Annotated in this window: 19 protein-coding genes; 3 read left to right on the forward strand and 16 right to left on the reverse strand. The window is 74.1% G+C overall.

Features of this window, described 5'->3' with window-relative positions; genetic code table 11:
* Positions 1-2: 2 nt before the first annotated feature.
* The 11 genes from AC2TDM_RS15400 to AC2TDM_RS15450 form a co-directional block, all read right to left on the reverse strand.
* On the reverse strand, positions 3-758 hold the full coding sequence (locus AC2TDM_RS15400; RefSeq protein ID WP_484635204.1) for a cupin domain-containing protein: 756 nt from the start codon (positions 756-758) through the stop codon (positions 3-5).
* Complete coding sequence (locus tag AC2TDM_RS15405) at positions 755-1,711, reverse strand: DUF6807 domain-containing protein (RefSeq protein ID WP_484635205.1); 957 nt, start codon at positions 1,709-1,711, stop codon at positions 755-757. The genes AC2TDM_RS15400 and AC2TDM_RS15405 overlap by 4 nt, the downstream gene beginning before the upstream one ends.
* Positions 1,708-3,171 carry a Gfo/Idh/MocA family protein gene (locus tag AC2TDM_RS15410; protein WP_484635206.1) on the reverse strand — a complete coding sequence of 488 codons (1,464 nt, stop codon included), beginning with the start codon at positions 3,169-3,171 and terminating at the stop codon, positions 1,708-1,710. Before AC2TDM_RS15410 ends, AC2TDM_RS15405 begins: the two co-directional genes overlap by 4 nt.
* A gap of 64 nt (positions 3,172-3,235) precedes the next feature.
* Positions 3,236-3,847, reverse strand: coding sequence for a hypothetical protein (locus AC2TDM_RS15415; RefSeq protein ID WP_484635207.1), 612 nt, complete (start codon positions 3,845-3,847; stop codon positions 3,236-3,238).
* On the reverse strand, positions 3,844-5,163 hold the full coding sequence (locus AC2TDM_RS15420) for an ABC transporter substrate-binding protein (protein ID WP_484635208.1): 1,320 nt from the start codon (positions 5,161-5,163) through the stop codon (positions 3,844-3,846). The genes AC2TDM_RS15415 and AC2TDM_RS15420 overlap by 4 nt, the downstream gene beginning before the upstream one ends.
* Positions 5,164-5,210: 47 nt before the next feature.
* Positions 5,211-6,146: a carbohydrate ABC transporter permease gene (locus AC2TDM_RS15425; protein WP_090031182.1), complete on the reverse strand. Its 936-nt coding sequence runs from the start codon at positions 6,144-6,146 to the stop codon at positions 5,211-5,213.
* Positions 6,143-7,096: a carbohydrate ABC transporter permease gene (locus tag AC2TDM_RS15430; RefSeq protein WP_484635209.1), complete on the reverse strand. Its 954-nt coding sequence runs from the start codon at positions 7,094-7,096 to the stop codon at positions 6,143-6,145. The genes AC2TDM_RS15425 and AC2TDM_RS15430 overlap by 4 nt, the downstream gene beginning before the upstream one ends.
* Before the next feature lie 76 nt (positions 7,097-7,172).
* Positions 7,173-8,495, reverse strand: a complete 1,323-nt coding sequence (locus AC2TDM_RS15435; protein ID WP_484635210.1) for an ABC transporter substrate-binding protein — start codon at positions 8,493-8,495, stop codon at positions 7,173-7,175.
* A 130-nt stretch (positions 8,496-8,625) separates the two neighbouring features.
* Complete coding sequence (locus AC2TDM_RS15440) at positions 8,626-9,390, reverse strand: alpha/beta hydrolase family protein (protein ID WP_484635211.1); 765 nt, start codon at positions 9,388-9,390, stop codon at positions 8,626-8,628.
* Positions 9,387-9,704 (reverse strand): DUF2087 domain-containing protein, encoded by a 318-nt coding sequence (locus AC2TDM_RS15445; RefSeq protein WP_090031186.1) that lies wholly within the window; start codon positions 9,702-9,704, stop codon positions 9,387-9,389. The genes AC2TDM_RS15440 and AC2TDM_RS15445 overlap by 4 nt, the downstream gene beginning before the upstream one ends.
* Before the next feature lie 105 nt (positions 9,705-9,809).
* Positions 9,810-14,819: a rhamnogalacturonan lyase family protein gene (locus AC2TDM_RS15450; protein WP_484635212.1), complete on the reverse strand. Its 5,010-nt coding sequence runs from the start codon at positions 14,817-14,819 to the stop codon at positions 9,810-9,812.
* Between the two features lie 300 nt (positions 14,820-15,119).
* On the opposite strand from AC2TDM_RS15450, the gene AC2TDM_RS15455 reads away from it, so the two are divergent.
* Positions 15,120-16,715: a GGDEF domain-containing protein gene (locus tag AC2TDM_RS15455; RefSeq protein ID WP_484635213.1), complete on the forward strand. Its 1,596-nt coding sequence runs from the start codon at positions 15,120-15,122 to the stop codon at positions 16,713-16,715.
* Here the strand turns inward: AC2TDM_RS15455 and AC2TDM_RS15460 are convergent.
* The 3 genes from AC2TDM_RS15460 to AC2TDM_RS15470 all read right to left on the reverse strand — a co-directional run bounded on the left by AC2TDM_RS15460 (position 16,612) and on the right by AC2TDM_RS15470 (position 21,476).
* Positions 16,612-17,145: a hypothetical protein gene (locus tag AC2TDM_RS15460; protein WP_139224302.1), complete on the reverse strand. Its 534-nt coding sequence runs from the start codon at positions 17,143-17,145 to the stop codon at positions 16,612-16,614. The genes AC2TDM_RS15455 and AC2TDM_RS15460 overlap by 104 nt on opposite strands.
* Positions 17,146-17,267: 122 nt before the next feature.
* Positions 17,268-19,853, reverse strand: a complete 2,586-nt coding sequence (locus AC2TDM_RS15465) for an ATP-dependent Clp protease ATP-binding subunit (protein ID WP_090031193.1) — start codon at positions 19,851-19,853, stop codon at positions 17,268-17,270.
* Positions 19,854-20,027: 174 nt separating this feature from the next.
* The gene (locus AC2TDM_RS15470) at positions 20,028-21,476 is read right to left on the reverse strand and encodes a DUF4921 family protein (RefSeq protein WP_484635214.1); all 1,449 of its coding nucleotides are present in this window, start codon (positions 21,474-21,476) and stop codon (positions 20,028-20,030) included.
* 70 nt (positions 21,477-21,546) lie between these two features.
* Here AC2TDM_RS15470 and AC2TDM_RS15475 point away from each other — a divergent pair, with 70 nt between their 5' ends.
* Positions 21,547-22,164 carry an alpha/beta hydrolase family protein gene (locus AC2TDM_RS15475; RefSeq protein WP_239078618.1) on the forward strand — a complete coding sequence of 206 codons (618 nt, stop codon included), beginning with the start codon at positions 21,547-21,549 and terminating at the stop codon, positions 22,162-22,164.
* A gap of 98 nt (positions 22,165-22,262) precedes the next feature.
* Complete coding sequence (locus AC2TDM_RS15480; protein WP_484635215.1) at positions 22,263-22,613, forward strand: STAS domain-containing protein; 351 nt, start codon at positions 22,263-22,265, stop codon at positions 22,611-22,613.
* 7 nt (positions 22,614-22,620) lie between these two features.
* Here AC2TDM_RS15480 and AC2TDM_RS15485 read toward each other — a convergent pair whose 3' ends face one another.
* Positions 22,621-23,070 (reverse strand): HIT family protein, encoded by a 450-nt coding sequence (locus AC2TDM_RS15485; protein WP_484635216.1) that lies wholly within the window; start codon positions 23,068-23,070, stop codon positions 22,621-22,623.
* 29 nt (positions 23,071-23,099) lie between these two features.
* Complete coding sequence (locus AC2TDM_RS15490) at positions 23,100-24,695, reverse strand: HNH endonuclease (protein ID WP_484635217.1); 1,596 nt, start codon at positions 24,693-24,695, stop codon at positions 23,100-23,102.
* Between the last annotated feature and the right edge of the window lie 80 nt (positions 24,696-24,775).

Raw genomic sequence — 24,775 nt, forward strand, 5'->3', positions numbered from 1 at the left:
GCTCAGCCGCCGACGCGCCAGGTCTGCAGCCGGCCGCACATGCCGTAGCGGCGCGGGCCGGGTACGGGGGCCAGGGCGCGCGCACCGGCGACGGCCAGGTGCGACGCCGCCCCGGCGACGAGGTCCGTCAGCGCGACGTCCGTCGCGCGGGCCCCGGCGCCGACGGAGGCCTCCCACACCTCGCGCCAGCGCGGCACCCGCGCGCGGACCAGCGCGGCGGCGGCCGCGTGCAGGGGCGCCAGCGCCTCGGCCGCCCCTCGCCGGTCCACCGCGTCGAGCAGCTCGGCGTACCCCTCGAGGGCGAGGTCCCGCCGCCGGCGGGCCGCCGCCGCACGGCTCTCGTCGGGCGCGTCCGGCCCGGGCAGCGCCACCGCCGCGGCGTAGGCCGCCGGGTCGGCGAGCACGGCCGCCGGGAACGTCAGGACCGCGTCCCCCGCCTCCGGCAGCCCGGCGTTCGACATGAGCACCAGCACGTCGAGGTCCCCGTCGTTGACCGCCCGGTGGACGGTCCCCGGCGTGAAGGACACCACCGCCCCGGGGGCGAGCGGGTGCTCCCGGAACCCGTTCGCGCCGACGGTGTGCACCGCACCGGCACCTCCGAGCACGACGTACGCCTCCGTCGAGGCGAGGTGCAGGTGCGGCGACCCGCTGCCGACGAGCCCGACGCCGTCCGGCGCCGGCCAGTCGTACACGGCGAGCCGGCTCAGCGAGACGCCGCCGGGCAGCAGGGGCCCGACCCCCGTCGGGCCCGCCGTCACAGCACCGACCGCCCGAGGTCGGCGAGGGCCTCCGCGCCCGCGGCGTCCACCTCGCCGTCGGCCACGACGACCGCGTACGTGAAGCGCAGCGTGTCCCCGGGCCGGAACGGCATCTCCTCGGAGAAGAACGGGGCCGGGTTGAGGCAAGCGAACCACTCGGTGCGCGCGAACCACTGCGGCGGATGCGAGGGGTTGCCCGCCCCGTCCACCACCACGACGCTCGACGAGCGGCCGACGTCGTCGTGCCGCCCGGTGAAGCCCATCCACGGCGCGCGGGTCCCGCGGACCTCCTCGCCGCCCGCGAAGCCCGGCGCGAGCACGGTCCCGCCGGTGAACGACCGCGGCCCGCGCCAGAACAGCCCGCCGTAGCCCGCGTTCTCCCGGCCGCGGGTGGTGGGCGAGCCGATCGTCAGGTCCTCGGCGGACACGTTGGTCATCGCGGTGGTGAAGGTGAGCACCCAGGCGTCGGTCCGGTCGGCGGGGACGACGACGCGCAGCGCGCGCTCCTCGTCGACGACGTGCTGCCCCGCCTGCGTGTGCCAGGCCAGCCGGTGCGCCAGCGCGGCGGTGTCCCCCGACGACCCCAGCGACACGAGCTCCTGGTGGTCCATCGACCCGTCGTTGTCGAGCTGCCGGTAGCCCTCGCCGTGCACGTACGTCGGGCCGCCCCAGAAGTTGTGCTCCCCGACGACGGGCAGCGACCACGCGATGCCCTTGTGCCACACGTGGTCGTGCGGGCGGAACGCCGTGACGAGGTCGCCGCCGCGCGTGCGCACGGGGTGCAGGTAGGGCCGCGGGCTCTCGAGCTGCACGTCGTCGGGCACGTACACGTACCGCGCCAGCGTCACGTCCCCGGCGACGAAGGACACCGCCTCGCCCACCTCGTGCAGCACCCGGACCGGACCGCGCGGCTCCAGCCGGGGCAGCGCCCTCGTCGTGCCCGTCGTCGTCACGCCAGCTCCTCCCCGAGCTCGAGGTCCTCCACGAGCACGGCCTGGCCGGTGACGAGCGAGCGGTTGCCCGCGATCCCCACCGCCACGGCCTTGAGCCCGTCGCGGTACCCGGCCGCGCGGCCGAGGGGGTCGTCGCCCAGCCGCAGGTCCCGGCGGAAGACGTCCTTGAGCAGGATCGCGTCACCACCGCCGTGCCCGCCGATGCCGGCCGGGATCGGCACGTCCTGGGTGCGGTGCCAGTGCGTCTGCACCGTCAGCCGCTCGCCCTCGGGCCGCAGCGGGTCGGTGGTGGCCGCCCCCGGCGTGGCCGAGGGGTCGAGGACCGCGTTGCCGTCCTCGTCGAGCTCGACGAACCCGCGCTCGACGACCTCGAGCTCCGCGCGCCCGGCGGTGCCGTTGACGGTGACGCGATAGCCCTCCCACGGGGAGTGGGCGTTGAGCGAGTACGTCAGCGTCGTCCCGGACCGGTAGTCCACGACGAGGGAGAGGTTGTCCTCGATGGTGATGCCCGGACCGAACGGGTCCTGGTCGCGGCGGTACCCGTCGTGCGCCTCGGCGTCGAGGTAGAGCGCCTGCAGCCGCGGGTCGGTGCGCAGGTCGAGCGAGAACGGGTCGCCCTCCGCGCCCGTCCCGCGCTCGGGCCGGTCGACGAGGCCGCGGGCGGCGGCGTTCTTGTCGCCGTAGAACCGCAGGGCCCCGGAGGCGAAGACCCGCTCGGGCACGTCGTCGATCCACCAGTTGACGAGGTCGAAGTGGTGGCTGGACTTGTGCACGAGCAGGCCGCCGGAGTTGGCCTTGTCGCGGTGCCAGCGGCGGAAGTAGTCCGCACCGTGCACGGTGTCCAGCGCCCACTCGAAGTGCACGCCCGTGACCTGCCCGATCGCACCCGAGGCGATGACCTGCCGCAGCGTCGAGTTCCGGGGCGCGTACCGGTAGTTGAACGTCATGACGACGTCCCGGCCCGTGTCCGCGACGGCCCGCGTGATGCGGCGGCACCCGTCGGCGTCGGTGGTCAGCGGCTTCTCGACGACGACGTCGGCGCCCGCGCGCAGCGCCCGGTCGACGAGCTCGGCGTGCGTGCGGTCCAGGCTCGTGACCACGACGACGTCCACCGCCTGCTCGGCCACCATCGCCTCGAGGCCCTCGGGGGTGTACCGCGGCAGCCCGGCGGGCCCGCCCAGGCCGAGCGCGCGACCGACCTCGGCGTCGTAGAACGCGATCCGCCCGGGGTTCGGGTCGAGCCACGCGACGATCTCGCCGACGTCGGCGTGCTCGCCTGTCAGCGCGCCGACGTACATGCCGGCGCGGTGGCCGGTGCCGGCGACGGCGTAGCGCCGCCGCGGCCGGCCGGCCGGGACCGGCGCGAACTGCGGGACCACGCCCTCGTCGGCCGTGCGGCTGGTGCTCGACGCGGGCGCCGGCGCGGTGGGGTTCTGGTCCAGGGGGCTGCGGTCGCTCAACGTGTCCTCGTCCTGCGCGTGGTGTCAGGTCGGGATCGGTCAGGTCGGGATCGGTCGGGTCGGGTCAGCTGCGGGCGGCGCGTCGGTGCTCGACCGCGACGACGGCCAGCGCCAGCAGGCCCGGCACCAGCACCGCGAGCGGCGCCAGCATCCAGGTGAACAGGGCGCACATCGCGAGCGCGAGGACGAGGAGCGCGGACCCCGTCAGGTCGTCCCCGGCTCGACGCGCCCCGGCGCGCAGCACGTCGGCCCAGCGCTCCCCGTGCCGCCACGCCCCGGCGGCGCGCAGCAGGACGACGAGCAGGGCGACCGCGACGAGCGCGCTCACGGCGAGCACCGCCGCGCCGCCGGGCACCGCGCCAGACGCGGCCAGCCGCAGGTCCACCCACAGCAGCCCGAGCAGCACCGTCACGCCGAGGGCGACGGCCCAGACGCCGCGCACTGCCCGCAGGAAGAGCCGGCCCAGGTCCGCCACGGCATCGGGCTCGTCGCCGAGATGCCGGCGCACGTGCGCCACCCCCGCCGCCATCGCCGGCAGCAGCGTCACCACCGGCAGGCTCAGCACCGACACGCCGAGCCCCACCACCAGCACCTCGCCGAACAGCCCGAACGCACCGCCACCGAGGAGCGGCCGCCGCTCGGGTGCCGTGGGGTCGACGGGCCGGCGACGGCTCACGGCAGCGTCAGCTCCGCCTCGGCGAACCACTCGGTGGCGAACTGCTCGGGCGTGAGGCTGCCGTACCCGAGCTCCTCGCCGAGGGACTTCCACTTCGCCTCGAGCGTCCCGAAACCCTCCACGGGCAGCGGCGCCGGCTCGGTGACGAGGTCGGCGACCTGCTCCTCGTAGGCCACCACCTTCGCGTCCACCCCGGCGAGCTCCATGGCGTCGCGCTGGGCGGCCGTCGCCGGCACGCCCTTCGAGGTGCCGAAGATGCGGCCCACCTCGGGCTCGTTGAGGAAGAAGTCGAGCAGCTCGGCGACCTCCTGCGGGTGCTCGGTGTTCGCGCCCGCCGCCATCATGAACGTGCGGCTGAAGAGGGCCGGTCCGTCCTCGCCGGAGGGCATCGGCAGCATGGAGATGTTCTCGGTGCCCGAGTCCGCCACGTAGCCGGCCAGGAAGTTGTCCCAGCTCATCTCCGAGGCGACCTCGTTGACGGTGAAGCCGCCGAGCGGCGCCAGCGCCACGGTGCGCTCCGTCGGGAAGAGCGCACCTTCCGCGCGCAGGTCGTCCGTGAGCGACAGGAACTCCACGACGTCGTCCTCGTCGAACCCGATCCCGCCGTCCTCGGTGAAGGGCGTGACGCCCTGCTGGACGAGCCACTGGAGGAAGAACCAGAACGTGGCGGTGTAGTCGGCGGAGCCGTACAGCGCCGCGCCCTCGTCCGTCGTCGCCCCGGACGCCCGCACGTCGGCGATGAAGGCGTTCAGGTCCTCCCAGGTGTACCCCTCCGGGGGGGCCGCGACGCCCGTGCGCGCCAGCACGTCCTCGTTGACGAACATGGCCAACGTGTTCGTCGCCGTCGGCATCGCGTACGTGCGCCCGTCGAGCGTGGCCTCCGTCAGCAGCGTGTCCTGCAGGCCGGAGGTGTCGATGTCGTCGCCGAGCAGGTCGGTCAGGTCGAGGAGCTGGCCCGTGGCCACGTACTGCCGCAGGTAGGTGGAGTCGAACTGCATGACGTCCGGCAGCGCGCGGGCCGCCGACTCGGTGGAGCGTGCGGTCCAGTAGTCCGAGAACGCCGCGAAGCTCGTGTTCACCGTGATGTCCGGGTGCTGCTCCTCGAAGAGCGCGACGGCCTCCTCGTAGCGGGCCGCCCGGTCGTCGTTGCCCCACCAGACGAGGTCGAGCGTCACCGGGCCCGCGCTCGTCGCCCCCTCCCCGGCTCCACCCGCCGACGGGGACGACCCGTCGGCCGACGAGGTGCCGCCGCAGGCGGCGAGGGCGAGCACGAGACCTGCCGCGACGGCGCCGGCGCGGACGGTGGTGCGGGACACGGGGACCTCCGGGTGGGGTGGGGGCGGGCGCGCCGGGGCGGAAGGGCTCAGCCCTTGAGGCCCTGGGTGGCCACGCCCTCGACGAGGTAGCGCTGGAAGACGAGGAAGAACAGGAGCACCGGCACCAGCGCGAGCACCGCCATGGCCATCTGGGCGCCGTAGTCCGAGGTGGTGGTCTGGTCCACGAACAGCCGCAGCGCGATGGGCATGGAGTACAGGTCCGGGTTCTTCAGGTACAACAACGGCCCGAAGAAGTCGTTCCAGGACCAGATGAACGCGAAGATCGAGCTCGTCACGAGCGCGGGCTTCATGAGCGGCAGCATGATCGCGGTGAAGATCCGCACGTGCCCGGCCCCGTCGATGCGCGCCGCCTCGTCCAGCTCGCGCGGCAGGTTGCGCATGAACTGCACCATGAGGAACACGAAGAAGGCCTCGGCGGCCAGGAACTTGCCGATGAGCAGCGGGATGAAGGTGTTCACCAGGCCGAGGTTGTTGAACACGATGTACTGCGGGATGATCACGACGTGGAACGGCAGGAGCAGCGTTCCGATCATCAACGAGAAGAAGATCTTCCGCCCCGGGAACTCGATCCGCGCGAACGCGTAGGCGGACACCGAGCAGGAGATCACGATCCCGACCACCGACAGCACGGCCAGGATCAGGGAGTTCTTGAAGAACGTCCAGAACGAGACCCCGCCGATGCCCTGCAGGGCCTTGGTGAAGTTGTCGAACGAGGCGTCGGTGGGGATGATCCCCACGTTCCCGACGATCTGGTTGGACGGCTTGAACGCCGAGACGACCATCCACACCGCGGGGTAGAGGATGACGGCCACGATCAGCAGCGTCACGACGTGGAAGACGATCTCCCGGGCGCCGCGCCGGTTGCGCGCGGTGCGTCGCAGCCGTGCGGAGTGCTCGTCGCTGACGGTCGAACGCGCCGTCGCGACCGGACCGGCCGGCTGGGTCGAGGTGCTGGTGCTCACTTGGACTCCCCCGAGTAGTGCACCCAGCGGTTCTGGGTCTGGAACAGGACCAGGCTGATGGCGCCGACCACCAGGACCAGCACCCAGGCCATCGCCGAGGCGTAGCCCATCTGGAAGTCCTGGAAACCGCGGATGTAGAGGTAGAACGTGTAGAACAACGTCGAGCGGGCCGGGCCGCCGGTGCCGTTGGAGATGATGAACGCGCTGTTGAAGATCTGGAACGCGTGGATCGTCTCCAGCAGCAGGTTGAAGAACAGCACGGGGGAGAGCATCGGCAGCGTGATCCGGAAGAACTTGCGCACCGGACCGGCGCCGTCGACCGCGGCGGCCTCGTACAGCTCGGTGGGCACCTGCTTCAGGCCCGCCAGGAAGATGACCATCGGGGCACCGAACTGCCACACCGTCAGCAGGATGAGCATCGGCACCGTGCGGTTGGGGTCGCCGACCCACCCACCGGCGGAGAACCCCAGCAGCTGCTGGCCCCGGTCGACCACGCCGCCGTCGATGAACATCGCCTTCCACACGATGGCGATCGACACCGACGCACCCACCAGCGAGGGCAGGTAGAACGCCGAGCGGTAGAACCCCTTGCCGCGGAAGGCGTTGTTCAGCAGCATCGCCACCAGCAACGACGCCAGCAGCTTCACCGGCGTGCCGACGACCACGTACAGCGCCGTGACCTTCCACGCATGCGTGTAGTTGGGGTCGGAGAACAACCGCGTGAAGTTCTCCGTCCCCACCCACTGCGGCGGCGCGAACAGGTTGTAGTCGGTGAACGCCAGGTACAGCGACGCGGCCATCGGCCCGGCCGTCAGCAGCAGGAAGCCCAGCAGCCACGGCGTCAGGAACGCGTACCCCGCGCCGGCCTCGCGCAGGGATCGTCGACGGCTGGAGGGCCGTCGAGCAGGACGTGCCGCCCGCGTGGGGGGCGCCTCGGCGGTGAGGGTCACGGTCGGGTTCCGATCGTCGCAGGATCGAGGGTGGTGGGGCGGGCCGGGGTCACCGGCCCGCCCGGTCGGCCTCAGGTCAGCTGATGGCCATCTCGGCCTCGGCGAACCACTCGGTCACGAAGCCCTCGGGGTCAAGGTTGCCGTACGCGAGCTCCTCCGCGAGCGTGCGCCACTTCGCCTCGATGGTGCCGAAGCCCTTGACGGGAATCGGGGTGGCCTCCGTGACCTGCTCCGCGACCTCCTCCTCGTACGCGATCACCTTCGCGTCGACGCTGCCCTCGGTGACGTCGACCGCCGCGCGCTGCTCCTCGTCGGCGGGGACGCCCTTCGAGGTGCCGAAGATCGTCCCGACCTCGGGGTCGGTCAGCAGGAAGTTGATGAACAGCGCGGCCTCGACCGGGTGCTCGGTGTTCGCGCCGGCCGACAGCAGCATCGACGGCTTGTAGAACAGCGCCTTCTCGCCCGGCTCGATCGACGGGAGCTGGTGCATCTCGAGGTTGTCGGTGCCCGAGTCGGTCGTGTACTGGGCCAGGAAGTTGTCCCAGCTCATCTCCGAGGCGACCTCGTTGACGGTGAAGCCGCCCTTGGGCAGCAGCGACGTCGCGCGCTCGACGGGGTAGAGCTGGTCGGCCTCGCGCAGGTCCGCGGTCAGGCCGAGGAACTCGACGACGTCGGCCTCGTCGAACCCGAGCGTCCCGTCCTCGTTGAACGGCGTCACGCCGTTCTGCAGCAGCCACTGGATGAAGAACCAGAGGGTGCCGGTGTAGTCGCCGGACCCGTAGAGCTGGTACCCGTCGGCCGTGCTCGTCCCGGAGGCGGACACGTCCTCGATGAAGCCGTTGAGGTCCTCCCAGCTGTAGTCCGCGTCGTCGGGGAAGGTGGCCCCGGCGGCCTGGGTGACGTTCGGGTTCTCGAACATGGCCAGGGTGTTCGTCGAGGTGGGGATGCCGATCGTCTTGCCGTCGAGCACACCCGCCTCGAGCAGCGTCTCGTCGTAGCCGGACAGGTCGATCGTCTCGTTCTCGACGTAGGGCGCGAGGTCGAGGAGCTGGCCGTTCTCGCTGAACTCCCGCAGGGAGGACAGGTCGAACTGCATGACGTCCGGCAGCGCACGCCCGGCGGCCTCCGTGGTCCGGGCGGGCCAGTAGTCCGCGAAGGCGGCGAAGCTGCTGGTGATCGAGATGTCCGGGTACTCCTCGTTGAACAGGTCGATCGCCTGCTGGTACCGGGACGCGCGGTCGTCGTTGCCCCAGAACGTGAAGTTGAGCGTCACGGGGCCGGACGCGGTGGTCTGGGCGGCCGAGGGTGCGGCCGCCTCGTTCCCGCCGCTGCCGCAGGCCGACAGGGCCAGCGCGACGCCGGCCGTCAGTGCGGCTGTGCGGACGATGTATCGCTTCATCGCGATGAGCCTCCTCGCTCGGATGTGTGCCTGAAAGCGCATTCCGCACGCTAGGTGGCGGCCGGTTCCTCTGTCAACGGGTGCGACTGAATCGTTGCAAACGGGATCCGGGAGCGGGGCTGGGGACGGCTCAGGACCGCCCGGCCAGCCCCTCGAGCAGCCCGAGCGTGCGGTCCCACGCGGCGGTGCGGGGGTCGACGAGGTCCATGTGCCCCCCGGGGACGGCGACGAGCGCCGCGTCGCCGCCGAGCCTCCCGGAGCGGGCGACGTACGCCTCGGACTGCGCCGGAGGCACGACGTCGTCGGCGACCCCGTGCACGCACCGCACCGGGACGGCGAGCGGCGCCTCCGCCATCGGGTCGACGGGCTCGTCGTCCCGTCGCGGCGGCCGCCCCAGGAAGTCGGCCACCGCCCCGCCCCCCAGGCCCTGCACGTGCGCGGTCGCGAGGTCGAGCACGCCCGCCTGGCTGACGACCCCGGTCACGGCCACCCGTGCGGTGCCGGTCGTCCCGCCGTCCGGCAGCCGCCGGGCGCCCGCCACCCACGCGGCCAGGTGCCCGCCCGCGGAGTGCCCGAGCACGACGACGGGCCGACCCTCCGCGTGCAGCGCCGCCAGTCCGGGCACGTCCGCGAGCGCGTCGACCCCGGCTGCCACGTCGGCCAGCGTGGCGGCCGAGCCACGCTCCCGCCGGTACTCCAGGTTCCAGGCCGCCCACCCGTGCGCGACGAGGGAGGCCGCCGGCGGCCGGCCGAGCGAGAGGTCGTACCGCGCCCGCCAGAAACCGCCGTGCACCACCACGACGATCCCGCGCGGCGTCCCGCCGTCCGCGGGCAGCCACAGCTCGGCGTGCTGGTCGGGGTCGGGGCCGTACCGGTGGACGGCGGGGCCCGTCACAGGGCGTCGTACTCCGTCACCAGCGTGCGCCAGTACTCGGCCCCGTCGCGCGTCCGGCGGAGGAGACCCGCGTCGACCAGCTCGCGGCGGATCCCGACCGGGTCGCGCACGAGCCCGGCGAGCCGGTCGGTGAGGGTCCGCTCGTCGACGGGGTCGTGCACGGGCACGAGCTGCGCGACGACCCAGCTCAGCACCTGGTCCTTGTCCGCCCGCCGCCGCGGCAGGGCCTCGACCCGGCCCTTGACGAGGAAGCGCACCGGCGGTCGCGCCGGGGCGAGGGGGTCGGCGATGATCTCGTCGCGGTCCCGGGGCACCCGACGAGCGTACGTCGACGGGCACGCCGCGGGCCCGGGCACCACCGCCGCAGCGGCAGCACCCGGGCCCGGGCCGGCGTCACCCCGTCCGGGTGACCGGTCGGGTCACCTCTTGACCTTGACCGTCACCGCCTTGCTCGTCGTCGACCCGTGCTGGTTGCTCAGCACCGCGGTGTAGACGTGGTCACCCTTCGACCGGCCCGTGAGCGCGAAGCGCACCACCTGTGCCGCCGGCGTCGCATCCACGACGTCCCGCCGCGCGACCTCGCGGCCGTCCTCGAGGAGGACGACGGTCTGGGCGTTCTGCCCGCCGCGGCCCACGTCCACCGTGACGGTGTAGCTGCCGTCCTGGTCCGCCGCGTTGTCGTGGGACAGCTTGGCCACGGCGGGCGCACGTGTCGCCGGACCGGGCACCCGCTCGGCCGCCGGGGCGTCAGCCGTGAAGGCCAGCCGCGGCGGCGCAGGCGTCTCCATGCCCTCGCCCAGGAAGTAGGACGTGTGCGGGGGCTGGTTGTAGCCCGTGTTCTGCCAGGCGACGCCGAGCCGGTAGACCGGGTCGGACACGAGCGTCCGCAGCCGGTGCTCCGTCACGTCCACGGTGGTGGCGATGCGCAGCGCGGTCGAGTCGTCCGTGCGCGTCACGAGCTCCTCGCGCCAGTCGCCGAGCAGGTCCGCCTGCAGTGCGGGCGTGCCCTTCGTGCCGTTGGCGGACAGGGTCCCGGTGGCGCGGTAGACCTCGTCGGTCGCACCGGCCCCCGTGTCCCACTTGCCGATGGTCGGCACACCGGCGCCGAGGGCGTCGCTGTAGTCGTGGTCGCCGATCTCCCGCAGGAGGTCGCCGTCCCACCAGGTGAGGAAGTTCGCGGCCGGGATGCTCGTCGAGAGCACGGTCCCGTCCGCCGCCCGCAGCTCCCCGACGCGCGAGTTCCACGCCGCGTCGCCTCCGATCGCCCAGCCCTCGGCGCCGGGGTGGGCGCCGTCGACGTCCGCCATCGCGGCGCGCCCGGTGTCGCGGGTGGCCGGGATGCTCCACAGCACCTCGCCCGTGGCGGCGTCGCGGTAGGTGGCCCCGCGGTTGCCCGACGAGCCCATGTCCTCGTGCGCGGCGAACACCTCGAGGCCCGGGCGCGCCGGGTCGAAGTCGGACACGTGCAGCGCGTCGCCGTGGCCGAGCCCGGTGCTGTACCGGACCTCGCCGTCGTCGTCGATCGTGAGCGAGCCGTAGACGACCTCGTCCTTCTGGTCGCCGTCCACGTCCGCCACGGACAGGTTGTGGTTGCCCTGGTGCTCGTACTCCTCGCCCGCCTCGTCGGTGTCGAACACCCACCGGCGCGTCAGCTCCCTCCCGTCCCAGTCGTAGGCCGCCACGACCATCCGGGTGTAGTACCCGCGGGCCGCCAGGACGCTGGGGTGCTCCCCGTCGAGGTATGCGGTGCCGGCCAGGAAGCGGTCGACGCGGTTGCCGTACGTGTCGCCCCAGGCGCCCACGTCACCGCGGGCCGGGGTGTAGTCGACCGTGTCGAGCGCGGCGCCCGTCGCACCGTCGAAGACCGTGAGGAACTCCGGCCCGGTGAGGACGTAGCCCGAGGAGTTGCGGTGGTCGGCGCGCGGGTCGCCGATCACCGTGCCGGTGCCGTCCACCGTGCCGTCGGCGGTCTTCATGACCACCTCCGCCCGGCCGTCGCCGTCGTAGTCGAAGACCTGCACCTGCGTGTAGTGCGCGCCCGCGCGGATGTTGTCCCCGAGGTCGATCCGCCACAGGCGCGTCCCGTCCAGCCGGTAGGCGTCGACGTAGACCGTGCCGGTGTACCCCGCCTGGGAGTTGTCCCTGCTGTTCGTCGGGTCCCACTTCAGGACGAGCTCGTACTGCCCGTCACCGTCCAGGTCCCCGACGCTCGCGTCGTTGGCCCGGTAGGAGTAGGGCTGGCCGTCCTTCGTGACGGCGTCGGCAGGCTTGTCGAGCGGCACGTCGAGCGTCTGCGCGTCCTGCACGACGAACGGCGCGGTCGCCCACCGCTCGATCCCGTCCACGACGGTCGCGACGCGGTAGGTCGACGCCGCGGTGCCGTCGGCGTCCAGCAGGTTCGTCGACGCGGTCACGGGTGCCGCCGTGATGCGGCGGCCGTCCCGGTAGACGTGGAACCCGAGGGCCTGCGGGTCGTCGCCCAGCAGTCGCCAGCCCACGTAGACCCCGTCCGCCGTGTCGACGGCCACGGGCGCGCGGTCCAGCCGCTCCGCCTGCCGGGACAGCCGCGTCGGCGCGTCGGACGTCACGGACACCGAGCGCGCGGAGGCGCCGCCGGCGTTGACCGCCGTCACCGCATAGGTGAAACCGACCGTGGTGAGCACCTCGGTGTCGGTCCAGCGGGCCTCGGTGGCGCGGCCGACCTGCTCCCACACGTCGTCCTCACCCACCCGCTCGTCGAGCCTGTGGACGAGGTAGAAGAGCGCGTCCTCGACCGGGTCCCACGTCAGCGGGACCTCGTTCTTGCCCACGGCGCCGACCGCGAGCCCCTGGGGGACCGCGGGCACGGCGACGTCGGGGTCGACGGTGACGACCTCGAGCGCCGCGGACGGGACCGACTGCGTCCCGACGGGGTCGAGCGCGACGACGGTGTAGGTGTACGTCTGGCCGACGTCGGCGGTCGTGTCGACGAACGTCGTCCCGGCCACCTCCCCGACGGCCTGGGCGGCCCCGCCGGCGGCGGTCCGCAGCACGCGGTAGCCCTGCGCGTCCGGGCTGCCGGTCCAGGACAGGCCCACGGACACCGCGGTGCCGTCGATGGTCAGGTCCGACAGCGTGAGCGCACCCGGCGCCAGCAGCAGGGGCGTCACCTCCACGCCGTTGAGGCGGGACGACGAGCCCGTCATCACGAGGTTGATCTGCCCGTCGGTGACCATCACCGGCTGGCTCGTCTTCTGCGCCACCGACGCGCGGCCCGCGTTGGCGGCGCCGAAGTCGCGCCCCTCGATCTGCACGTTGGACCGGCTGGTGCCGATCCAGTCGCCGTTCCAGGTCTTCACGGCGTACGTGCCGTTGGGCACGTCGACGAGCAGCTCGTGACCCGGCCCCGGCAGGAGGAAGTCGCGCTCGAGGGCGGTGGGCGGCGGGGTGAAGCCGATCCCGCGGTCGCGGCCGCCGAGACCCGTGACGTCCTTCCAGCCCCAGCCGCGCTCCTCCGTGTAGACGGTCCTCTCGCTCAGCTCGGCGTAGCCGGGCATGAGCACGTTGCCGGCCAGCTGCACGTCGAGCCGCAGCACCGGCGCCTTCGTCGTGATCCGCACGGCCGCCGACGGGGCCGACGGCCCGCGCCCGTTGACCGCGACGACGCGCAGGTCGTAGGTGCCGCCCTCGGTCAGCCCCGTGACGGCGGCCTGGGGCAGCGTCGACGTGGTGACCAGGGCCCAGGCCTCGTCGCCGGCCGCGGCCGGCTTGCTGAACACCTTGTAGATGTCCGCGCCCTCCACCGCCGGCCAGGTGAGGCTCGCGCCGGAGCTCGAGACGGCCCCGGCCACGACGCCCGTCGGCGTGGCCGGCACCTCGTCGGGCAGCTGCGCGCCTGCGACGTGCGCCGCCAGCGGGTCGTCGAGCGCCTGCACGCCACCGGCGACGAGACGCGCCATCTGGATGGCGCCGTACTCCTGGAAGTGCGTGTCGTCCTGCGTCCCCGTCGGGCGGTTCGAGTAGACGCCCGCCGGCACCCAGAGGAAGACCGACTTCGCCTCCTCCGGCCCGATCTGCGTGAGGTACTCGCGGCTGGAGGCCGACAGGTCCACCAGCGGGGTGCCGGTCTCCGCCGCCAGTGCCTTCGCGGCGTCGACGTACGCGGGGAACGAGACGTTCGCCGTCCCGTCGGCCGCGAAGCTCCGGCGGGAGACGGGCGTGACGAGCACCGGGGTCGCGCCGCGCTGGCGTGCGCCCTCGACGAAGGTCCGCAGGTAGTTCGCGTAGTCGGCGGGCGCGGCGAAGCGGTCGTCGACGCCGTAGCTGTTGTCGTTGTGGCCGAACTGGGCGAACAGGTAGTCGCCGGGCCGCACCTGCCGCAGCACCTCGTCCAGGCGGCCCTGGGAGATGAAGTTCTTCGACGAGCGGCCGCCGATCGCGCGGTTCTCGACGCCCACGCCGTCGTCGAGGAAGCGGCTGATCATCTGGCCCCAGCCCGCCTGCGGGACGTAGTCGGCGGTGTACGTCTGGACCGTGGAGTCGCCCGTGATCCACAGGGTCGGCTCCTGGCCTGCCGTGCGGGGGGTCGTCGGGGTGATCGACAGCGCGGCTAGCCGGGGCGCCGTCCCGCCGAGGTCGAGGTTGAGCTGCCCGTCGACGAGCGCGATGTCGAAGGACATCTCCAGGTACTGGCCCGCCGGTCTCGCCGTGGGCTGGACCTTGACGACCTGCTCGGCCGTGAGCGAGACGTCCGTCGCGGCCTGCGGGTCCCCGGCGACGAGGTCGACGCGGTAGTCCCCGGGCGGCAGGTCGACGACGAGCTCGGTGTCGCCGACGAGGACGTGGTCACCGCGCAGCTGGTCCGCGCCCCCGCGGTCCACGTCGGTGACGGCCGCGGTGTCGACGAACCCGTAGCGGCGCTCCGCGGTCCAGACCGTGCGGGCGCCGAGGCCGACGAACCCCGGTGCAACGGGACCGGGGCCGAGGTCGAAGCGCAGACCTTCCGCCGGCACCGGGGGCGCCGGCACGGACAGGCTGCTCACCGCGATGGCGGACGATGCGCCGGCACCCGCGGCGTCCCGCGCCTGCACGCGGTACCAGTGCGGGACCGCCGTGCTGACGACGTCGGTGACGAACACGTCGCCGGAGGTCGTGGCGACGTCCACGAAGGGCCCCTCGGGGCTCTCCGCCCGGCTCAGCACGTAGCCCGTGGCGTCGGGTACCTCGTCCCAGCGCAGGTGGACCGCGTCGGCTGTCACGTGCGCCATGCGCAGGGCTGTCGGCGCGACGAGGGTGGACGTGGTCGTGGCGGCGGCCACCGGCGCCGCCCGCAGCGCCGGTGCCGCCATCGCGGGCGTGCAGGTCGTCGCCACCAGCGCTGCCGCCAGCGCCGCCGTCCAGCGCGATCGGCGACGCCGCACGTCCGGCGGGGTCGGGTGGGGGTGGGTCATGGTCACCTTCGTCTCGTCGTCGAGGGGTCCCGACGGGCGCTCGGCGCTGGACGTGCCCCGTGCGGCGATGCGCGGGTTGCAACGTTTCAGACGTCCGGGCGACCGCCTCGTCGGGATCGGGGACGTCTCTTCCTAGGCGTCGGCTGTGCCGCACGTCAACACCCGTGCCACATGGTGGAAAGCGCTCGCCCGCCCGTTGGAGGGGATCCGTCACCACCGCGTGCCGCACCCCAGGTCCCGAAGGGTGAGACACGAGCCGCACCGCTCACGCGGGGCGGTCGACCTGCCGACGACCAGGACGTGACCGGTCCCCCTGCGCGCCCGCGGCCCGTGGCGGTACCGCCACGCCTGCCGTCGCGTGGCGTGTCGCTGGTGCTGCTCACCCTGCTCGTGCTCGTCGCGATGTCCGCCGTGCCGGACCCCGCCGGGGACCTCGCCTCGACGCTGTACCTGCTGCCGGTGGTCGGCGCCACGGCGCTCCTCGCCGCCGGCGTCCGGCGCGTCCCGCCCGCCCGCCGGGGGCCGTGGCGGGCGATCCTCGTCGCCCAGGTCATGCTGCTGGCCGGCGAGCTGCTGCAGTGGGGTCTCGGCCTGGCCGGGTCCGTCGCGTGGCCGACGCCAGCCGACGTCCTCTACCTGCTCGCCTTCCTGCCCCTGGCCGCCGGGTACGTCGGCTTCTCGCGGCCGCGCGGGGCCGGCCACCGCTCGGGGCTGCTCGACGCCACGATCGTGACCGTCAGCGCGGCGACCGTGTGGGGCGTGGTGCTCATCGTGCCGCTCGCCTCCGACGGCACGGCCGTCCTCCGGGACCGGGTGCTCGCGTGCGCGTACCCGACCATCGACATCCTGCTCGTGCACCTGCTGGCCCGGATGCTCACGGGTCCGGCCAAGCGGACCGCGGCGTTCTGGCTGCTCGTCGCCGCGACGGCCGCCGAGCTGGGCGCCGACGTCGTCATGAACGTGGTGCAGCTGACCACGGGCGACGACGCCTCGCCGCGCGGCGCCAACGTCCTGTGGCAGCTCTTCTACGTCCTGCTCGCGGCGGCGGCCTGGAGTGCCTCGGCGCCGTCCCTGGCCGAGAAGAAGCCGCGCAGCACGCTCGGCCTGACCGTCCCGCGCCTGGCCACGCTGGCGCTGGCGGCGATGCTGCCGTCCGTGCTCCTCCTGGTGGAGGCGGCGCGGTCGGAGATGTCGACGGTCGCGCTCCTGGCCGCGGGCTCGCTCGTCCTGGTCGCCCTCGTCGTCGCCCGGATCTGGACGCTCCTGCAGCAGAACCGGTCGCAGGCCGTGCAGCTCGCGGCGCTGGCCCGGACCGACCCGCTCACCGGGATCGCGAACCGTCGCACGTGGGACCACGAGCTGTCGCGCGCGTGCGCTACCGCCCTGCGGGACGGCACCTCGCTCGTCGTCGGGCTGCTCGACCTCGACCACTTCAAGGCCTACAACGACTCCCGCGGCCACCAGGCCGGCGACGCCCTGCTCAAGGCGGTCACGGCCGCGTGGGGCGACGCCCTCGGGAACCGCGGCGTGCTCGCGCGGTGGGGTGGCGAGGAGTTCGCCGTCCTCCTGCCGGGCCCGTGCGCGGAGGAGGCCGTCGCCGTCCTCGACGGCCTCCGGACGCTCGTCCCCGACGACCAGACGTGCTCGGTGGGCGTGGCCCGCTGGGACGGGACCGAGGACCCCTCCACCCTGCTGCGCCGCGCCGACGAGGCGCTCTACGCCGCCAAGACCGGCGGCCGCAACCGGCTGGTCGTGGCCGTCCAGCCGGCCGGGCGGGCGCCGGGCACCGCAGTCAGCGGCGCCCGCCCGGCGGCCGGTCCCGCGTCCGCCGACGCCGACGGACCAGGAGCGTTGCCCCGACCCCGGCCAGCGCGAGCACCGTCACCGTCCAGTTGAGCCCGGTGCCCTCACCCTTGAGGGCGTCCAGGCCCGGCCCGCCCGGCGGGGCGTTGACGACGTGCACCCCCGGCAGCCCTCCACCGAACGCCAGCAGGACGGCCGCGGGCAGCGCGAGCAGGACCAGGCCCCAGCGGGACCCGTGCAGCAGCGCGAGGACGGCCATGGCGGCCAGCGCCAACAGGCCCGTCAGGCACGTCGCGCTCGCCCGCAGCGCGTCCTGCGGTGTGGGCGTCGAGCCCAGGAACGAGGCCGTGCCGATGAAGGCGGCGTAGCCGTCGACGAGCGCGAGCAGGCCACCGAGCACGAGCACCGCGAACGTGACCGGCCACGCCCGCGCCGGGGCGGCCAGGTCCCGCTGCCGCCCGCGCGTCCAGCCGTCACCAGGTCGCGGAGCCGCCGCCCGCGACGCAGCCTCCGCACGCTCCACGGCGTCAGCATGCCCGACCCCACCTCTCGCGGCAGCGACCCACCGCACGGTGGGTGCCCGCCGGACGACGGACGCCCCGCCCTCCGTGAGGAGGACGGAGCGTCCGTCGTGCCGCGAGGGCCTCAGCCGAGCTGCGGGAGCGTGCCCGTGCCGCCGTCGCCGGCCTGCGAGATCGGCGGGGCCGCCGGCAGGTCGGTGCCGGAGCCCGGCGTGCCGATGCTCGCGCCGACGCCGACCGGCTCCTTCACGAGCGAGCCGCGGGGCTCGGACCGGAAGATGAACTCCCCGAGGAGGCCCTCCCCCTGCGCGTCCACGACGACCATCTCGCCGGCCTTGATCTCGCCGAACAGGATCTTCTCGGACAGGACGTCCTCGATCTCCCGCTGGATCGCGCGGCGCAGCGGCCGGGCGCCGAGGACCGGGTCGTAGCCCTTCTCCGACAGCAGGCGCTTGGCCTCGTCGGTGAGCGTGATGCCCATGTCCTTGTCGCGCAGGCGCTTGTCGAGCTTGGCGATCATGAGGTCGACGATCTGGAAGATCTCCGGCTGCGAGAGCTGCGGGAAGACCACCACGTCGTCGACGCGGTTGAGGAACTCGGGGCGGAAGTGCTGCTTGAGCTCCTCGTTGACCTTGACCTTCATCCGGTCGTAGGACGTCGACAGGTCGCCGCCGGCCTGGAAGCCGGTCATGACGCCCTTGGCGATGTCCCGCGTGCCGAGGTTCGTGGTCATGATGATGACGGTGTTCTTGAAGTCGACCACCCGGCCCTGCGAGTCGGTCAGGCGACCGTCCTCGAGGATCTGCAGCAGCGAGTTGAAGATGTCCGCGTGCGCCTTCTCGACCTCGTCGAACAGGACGACGGAGAACGGCCGGCGGCGCACCTTCTCGGTGAGCTGGCCACCCTCGTCGTACCCGACGTAGCCGGGGGGCGAGCCGAAGAGCCGCGAGACCGTGTGCTTCTCGCTGAACTCCGACATGTCGAGCTGGATGAGGGCGTCCTCGTCGCCGAACAGGAACTCCGCGAGGGCCTTGGCCAGCTCGGTCTTCCCGACACCGGTGGGGCCGGCGAAGATGAACGAGCCGCCGGGGCGCTTGGGGTCCTTGAGGCCGGCACGCGTGCGGCGGATGGCCTGCGAGAGCGACTTGATGGCCGCGTCCTGGCCCACCACGCGCTTGTGCAGGTTGTCCTCCATGTGGAGCAGCCGGCTGGACTCCTCCTCGGTGAGCTTGAAGACCGGGATGCCCGTGGCGTTGGCCAGCACCTCGGCGATGAGCTCCTCGTCGACCTCGGCGACGGCGTCCAGGTCGCCGTTCTTCCAGGCCTTCTCCTTCTCGGCGCGCTTGAGGCCGAGCTGCTTCTCCTGGTCGCGCAGGCGCGCGGCCTTCTCGAAGTCCTGCTCGTCGATCGCCGACTCCTTGTCGCGGCGCGTCTCGGCGATCTGCTCGTCGAGCTCGCGCAGCTCCGGCGGGGCCGTCATGCGACGGATGCGCAGGCGCGCGCCCGCCTCGTCGACGAGGTCGATCGCCTTGTCCGGCAGGTACCGGTCGTTGACGTACCGGTCGGCCAGCGTGGCGGCGGCGACGAGCGCGGCGTCGGTGATGGAGACGCGGTGGTGCGCCTCGTACCGGTCGCGCAGGCCCTTGAGGATCTCGATCGCGTGCGTCAGCGACGGCTCCGAGACCTGGATCGGCTGGAAGCGCCGCTCGAGGGCCGGGTCCTTCTCGACGTACTTGCGGTACTCGTCGAGCGTCGTGGCGCCGACCGTCTGCAGCTCGCCGCGGGCCAGCATCGGCTTGAGGATGCTGGCGGCGTCGATGGCGCCCTCCGCGGCACCCGCCCCGACGAGCGTGTGGATCTCGTCGATGAACAGGATGATGTCGCCGCGGGTGCGGATCTCCTTGAGCACCTTCTTCAGGCGCTCCTCGAAGTCGCCGCGGTAGCGGGAGCCGGCGACGAGCGCGCCGAGGTCCAGCGTGTAGAGCTGCTTGTCCTTCAGCGTCTCCGGCACGTCGCCGCGGACGATGTCCTGCGCCAGGCCCTCGACGACGGCGGTCTTGCCGACGCCGGGCTCGCCGATGAGGACGGGGTTGTTCTTCGTCCGGCGCGACAGGACCTGCATGACGCGCTCGATCTCCTTGGCGCGCCCGATGACCGGGTCGAGCTTGCCGTCGCGCGCGGCCTGCGTGAGGTTGCGCCCGAACTGGTCGAGCACGGCCGAGCCCGAGGGCTGGCCCTCCGCGGGGCCGCCGGCCGCCACGGGCTCCTTGCCCTGGTAGCCCGACAGCAGCTGGATGACGGTCTGGCGCACGCGGTTGAGGTCGGCGCCGAGCTTGTTGAGGACCTGGGCGGCGACGCCCTCACCCTCGCGGATGAGGCCGAGCAGGATGTGCTCGGTCCCGATGTAGTTGTGGCCGAGCTGCAGCGCCTCGCGCAGGGACAGCTCGAGGACCTTCTTCGCGCGCGGCGTGAAGGGGATGTGCCCCGACGGCGCCTGCGTGCCCTCACCGATGATCTCCTGGACCTGGGCGCGGACCGCGTCGAGCGAGATGCCGAGCGACTCCAGGGCCTTGGCCGCGACACCCTCGCCCTCGTGGATCAGGCCCAGGAGGATGTGCTCGGTCCCGATGTAGTTGTGGTTGAGCATCCGCGCCTCTTCCTGGGCGAGGACGACCACGCGGCGGGCTCGGTCCGTGAATCTCTCGAACATGCAGCACTCCTCACGAGCGACGGCGTGCCCCGTGGCGGATCCCCCGACGAGAGCCCGGCAGGGCCCGGTCCGCGAGGTACGAGGCGGCGTTGTTCGAGACTAACGGCGGGACCCCCACCCCCATGCCGTTGTTCGCCGCAGGCGGATCGGCCCCTTCTGGCGTCGTCGACGTCGTCAGCGGGCCGGCGCACGCTCCGCACGTCCCCGCGGCGCCCGCGCGGGGGCCGGTCCCGACGGCCGCAGCGGCGGCAGGAGCGTGAGGGGGGCGCGGGCGGCCTCGTCGCCCAGCTGCACGGGCGCGACGAGCCCCGCGTCCCGCAGCCCGCGCAGCGCCCCGACGACGCGCTCGCGCACCGTCCAGGGGTCGACCGTGCTCACGTGGATGCCGGTCCCGCCCTCGACCCCGGCGGGGGTCGACACCCGCCACGCGAGGACGACGCGCCAGCGGAGGGGCGCGTCGACGCCCGGGGGCCGGTGGTGCCACTCCTCGTTCGTCGGCACGGTCGGGCCCGTGGCGGCGTGCAGCGCGTGCAGCAGGTCGGAGACGCCGCGCAGCTCGTCGGCGGAGTGCTCCCACGGCTGCCGCGGGCGGCCCACGGGGTACACCTCGAGCGACGGGAAGGGGTGCCCGACGCCCGCCACCGCGACGGCGTGCAGGTTGCGGGCGACGACGAGCCCCTCGGCGCGCGCGTGGTCGACGAGGCGCTGGTAGACGTCCGGGTCGCGGCGTACGAGGCGCGTCTCGTGGGCCACCTGCGGACCGGGCTCGTCGACGGCGACGAGCTGCTTGTGCAGGTGGTCGAAGGAGGCCCCCGCAGGGCGCAGCCAGTTCTGGAAGGCGACGACGTAGCGGGCGTGCGGCTGCCGCTCGTAGACGTCGCGCAGCCCCTCGACCGTCATCGCCACGTAGGCGTGGTGCTCGTCGGGCGTGAGGGTGCCCGCGCCCGCGAGCTCGTCCTCGAACCGGGCGCCGTCGACGACGTGCCGCCGGGCGACGACGAGGTCGTGCGCCCCCGCGAACAGCTCGAGCGCCGCCGCCCGGCGCTGGTCCGCCGGCGAGCGCAGCCAGGAGTCCTGCCGTCCCGCCGACGCCTCGCGCCGGGCCAGCACCGCCATCACGTGCATCCGGCCCTCGGGCTCGGCCAGGTAGGCGTCCACCCGCTCGAGGACCTCGGGACCCGGCACGTAGCCGTGGTTGGTGCGCCAGTAGTCCGTGGGCAGCACCGCGTACAGGTTGGGGATGCGGCGCACCTCGGCCACCGTGGCGGTCAGGCGCGACGCCGGCAGGCCCGTGAGGACCCGCGGCCCCTCCGGCCCGGCGACGAGGCGCGCGCGCTCCGGCGGCGTCTCGGCGTAGCGGCCGGCGCAGAAGGCGCACAGCCGGTCCCGCCGCGCCGGGTCGAGATGGCGCCGCTCGACGGGGGCGGTCGGCACCGGACGCTCCGCGCGCCCCGGCACCGTCCACACCACCGTCCCGGTCAGCGGGGACACCTGCTTCACCGTGCCGTCCGGCAGCCGGACGAGCGGGGCGGGCGCCGCGGCGCGGGCGTCGGGCACGCCCCGGGGCCCGGGCACCGGCGCGGGGGCCGGGTCCACGGGCGGCTCGGGGGCGGGCACGGCCACGCGGCCATGCTAGGTGAGCAGGCGTCCCGAGGACGGGAGGGCCCACCGGGCGACGTGGCAGGCTCGGGCCGTGGAGCAGAGGTCGCCGCGGCCCGACGAGGGCGTCGTCCCGACGGCCGGACCGGCACCGGACGCCGCGGGCCTGCTGCTGCTGCCGGGTGCCGGGGCGGACCGCGACCACCGCACGCTCGTCGCCCTCGAGGCCGCGCTCGCGCCGCTGCCCGTGCTGCGCGTCGACTTCCCCGGCCGCGCGGCCGGTCGTCGGGGGCCCGAGCGGGCGGCCGTCGCCGTCCCGCACGTGCGCGAGGTCGCCGACCGGTGGGCCGCCGAGCTGGGCGTGGGTCCGGAGCGGCTGGTGCTCGGCGGGCGGTCCTTCGGCGGTCGGATGGCGTCGATGGCCGTCGCCGAGGGGCAGCCAGCCGCGGGCCTGGTGCTCCTGTCCTACCCGCTGCACCCGCCCGGGCGGCCGGACCGGCTGCGCGTCGAGCACCTGCCGGCCCTGGACCTGCCGGTGCTGGCGGTGATCGGCGAGCGCGACCCCTTCGGCCGGCCGGACGAGCAGGCCGCGCACCTGGCCGCGGTCCCCGGGCCGCTGACGCTCGTCGCGGTGCCCGGCGGGCACGAACCGGCGGACGGGCCCGTCGTGGCGGCGGTGACGTCCTGGTGGCACGGGGGGGCGGAGGCCTGAGGACCTCGGACCGCCTCCAGTGGCCACCACCGCGGGGGCGGGGTCTACTGCCCCGGACGGCCCGCACGCGTCCGACGTCGAGGCCGAGAGGAGCACCGATGCCGCCCGCCACCCCGTCCGACCACCGCGGCCCTGCCGGTGAGGTCACGACCCGGACGGGGACGTCCGACGGCATCGTCGTCGTGCTGACCGGCGAGGTCGACGCCGGTCTCCAGACGCAGATGGACGCCGCGCTCGACGCCGTGGTGCGCAGCGGCGGCGCGGGCGGCCTCGTCGTCGACGCCGAGGAGCTCACCTACATCGACTCCGTCGGTGTCTCCTTCCTGCTGCGGCTGCGCGAGCACACCGGCGGTGGGCGCCTCACGGTCCTGGGCACACCGCCCCGGGTCCGCACGCTCCTGGACCTCATCGGGGTCACGAGCCGCTTCGACCTGCACGACCGGATCTAGCCGGGCGTCAGCCCTCCGACGCGAGGGCGTCCCTGATCGCTCGCGCCTCGCCGTCGAGGAGTGAACGGTCCCGTTCCACCTCGTCCGGCAGGATCGTCCAGCCGTCGCCCGTGTAGCGCGGGATGACGTGCAGGTGGAGGTGGAACACCGTCTGGAAGGCGACCTCGCCGTCGCAGAGGAAGACATTGATGCCCTCGCAGCGCAGGCGGGATCGCCGGAGCGCGCGGGCCATGCGGTGGCCCACCGACCACACGTGGGCGCCCGTGACGACGTCCATGTCCTCGAGACCCACGACGTGCTGGCGCGGCACGACGAGGAGGTGCCCCGGCACCACGGGGTGCAGCGACATGAACGCCACCACCGTCGCGTCCTCGTGGACGACGCTCGCCTCCGCACGGCCCGCCGCGATGGCGCAGAAGACGCAGGCGTGCTGGGGCGCGACCCCCGGTCCGACCATGAGCTGGATGCTGCCAGACGTCCTGCCGGTCAGCCGCCCTCCGCCCCCCGGCTGCTGCCGCGGCCTCCGGTGCCCTCGCCGATCAGGTCGCCGACCAGCGCCCGCAGGCACCGCTCGACCGCCGAGGGTGTCGACAGGTGCACCGCGGCGTCGCGCATGCCCGGACGTGGACCGGGGCACCCTCGACGCCGCCCGACGCGGCCCGTGGGCCGTCGGCGACGGTGAGCACGCACCACCGACGCCTCCAACGCGCCGCGGCCCCGTGCCGGGGCACCGGGCAGCACGGACGCGGGCAGCAGCGGCACGGGCGGTGCGCTCCTAGGCAGCACGAGCGCAGGACCTGGCTCGGGCGGCAAGGGCTCGGGCAGGAGGGACGGCGGTAGCGCAGGACGGGCCGCGACGATCGGCGGCTCGCCCCACGTCGGCTGCTCGACCGCGGCGGGCAGCGCCTCGGGGAGCAGGGCGCGTGGCGCGGTGCTGGTGGCGCTCATGCCCCAGGGCGTGGTCGTGGTGACGGTGTGCCCGGTGGCGGTGGGGACCAGGTGCTGGGACCAGCCGGGGGTCTGCTTGGCGTGGTTGCAGGCCACGCACAGCCCCTGCGCGTTGGGCAGGTCGGTCGGTCCGCCGTCGGCGGCGGGGATGACGTGGTCGGTGTGCCGGACCGGCGCGTCGCACCAGGGGGTCCGGCAGATCCCGCCGTCCCGGGCCCGCACGAGCGTGGCCAGGGCGTCGGGGTGCAGGCGTGAGCTGCTGGTCGAGGCGATCAGCGTCCCGCCGGGATCGGCGTACAACCGCCGCACCCACGCCGATGCCGGATCACCCTCGGCCGTGGCGCCGGCGGCCTGCTGGTCGGTGCTGGTGCCGCTGCCGGCGGCGGTCAGGACCAGGTCGTGGGCCAGGGGGGCGGGCAGGACCGTGCCGCCCTCCAGCAGCAGGCCGGCCTCGGCCCCGCCGGTCAGGGCGGTCGCGGGCAGGACCACGTTCAGGCACACCGGTACCCGCTCGGCGGTGACCTGCCCGGTGAGGCGTTCGACGAGGGTGTCGGCCATGACCTGCCCCCGTCCCCGCGTGTCCCCGCCCGCGCGCAGGCCGTCGGCGTGGCGTTGCAGCGCCGCCAGCGCGGCCACGCCCTGCGCGACCGGCAGCAGCGCGGTCAGGTACGTCATCGTGTCCGGCGCCGGCCGCAACGTCACCGTCCGGTCGCCCGCTGCCCGCCGCGCCCGCCGCACCAGCGCACCCGGGTCGATCCCCGCCGCGTGCCGCCGGGCGGCGGCGACCAGCCGCCGCGGGCCCTGCCCCTCCAGCCCTGTCAGGTCCCCGCAGACCAGCTCGTCGACCCGCGCCCGGTCCATCACCTGCAGGCACGCCGTCTCCCGGGCCAGCAGCACCGCCGACCACTCGTCCACCGCGCCGGCCGCCAACGCCCGCGACGTCGCGGGCATCTCCGTCCACGCCGTGGCCGCACCGAGCAGGACCTGCCCCTGGTGCGGCGAGCACCGCCGCGCCAACCCCACCTGCGCCGCCACACCCCGCCCACGCCGCGCCGCCGGGACCCCGGCGTCGGCCTGCCGGGCCCGTTCCTGGGCGTCCAGCCGCACCGCCAGGACCGCCTGCCTCGCGCGCACCGCCGACTTCAGCTCCTCCAACGAGCAGCAACGCCCACCCCTCCGCGCCGCCGGGCAGCACCACCGCCGCCCCGGTCCGA

The sequence above is a fragment of the Cellulomonas sp. plas2 genome (genome assembly GCF_057221735.1).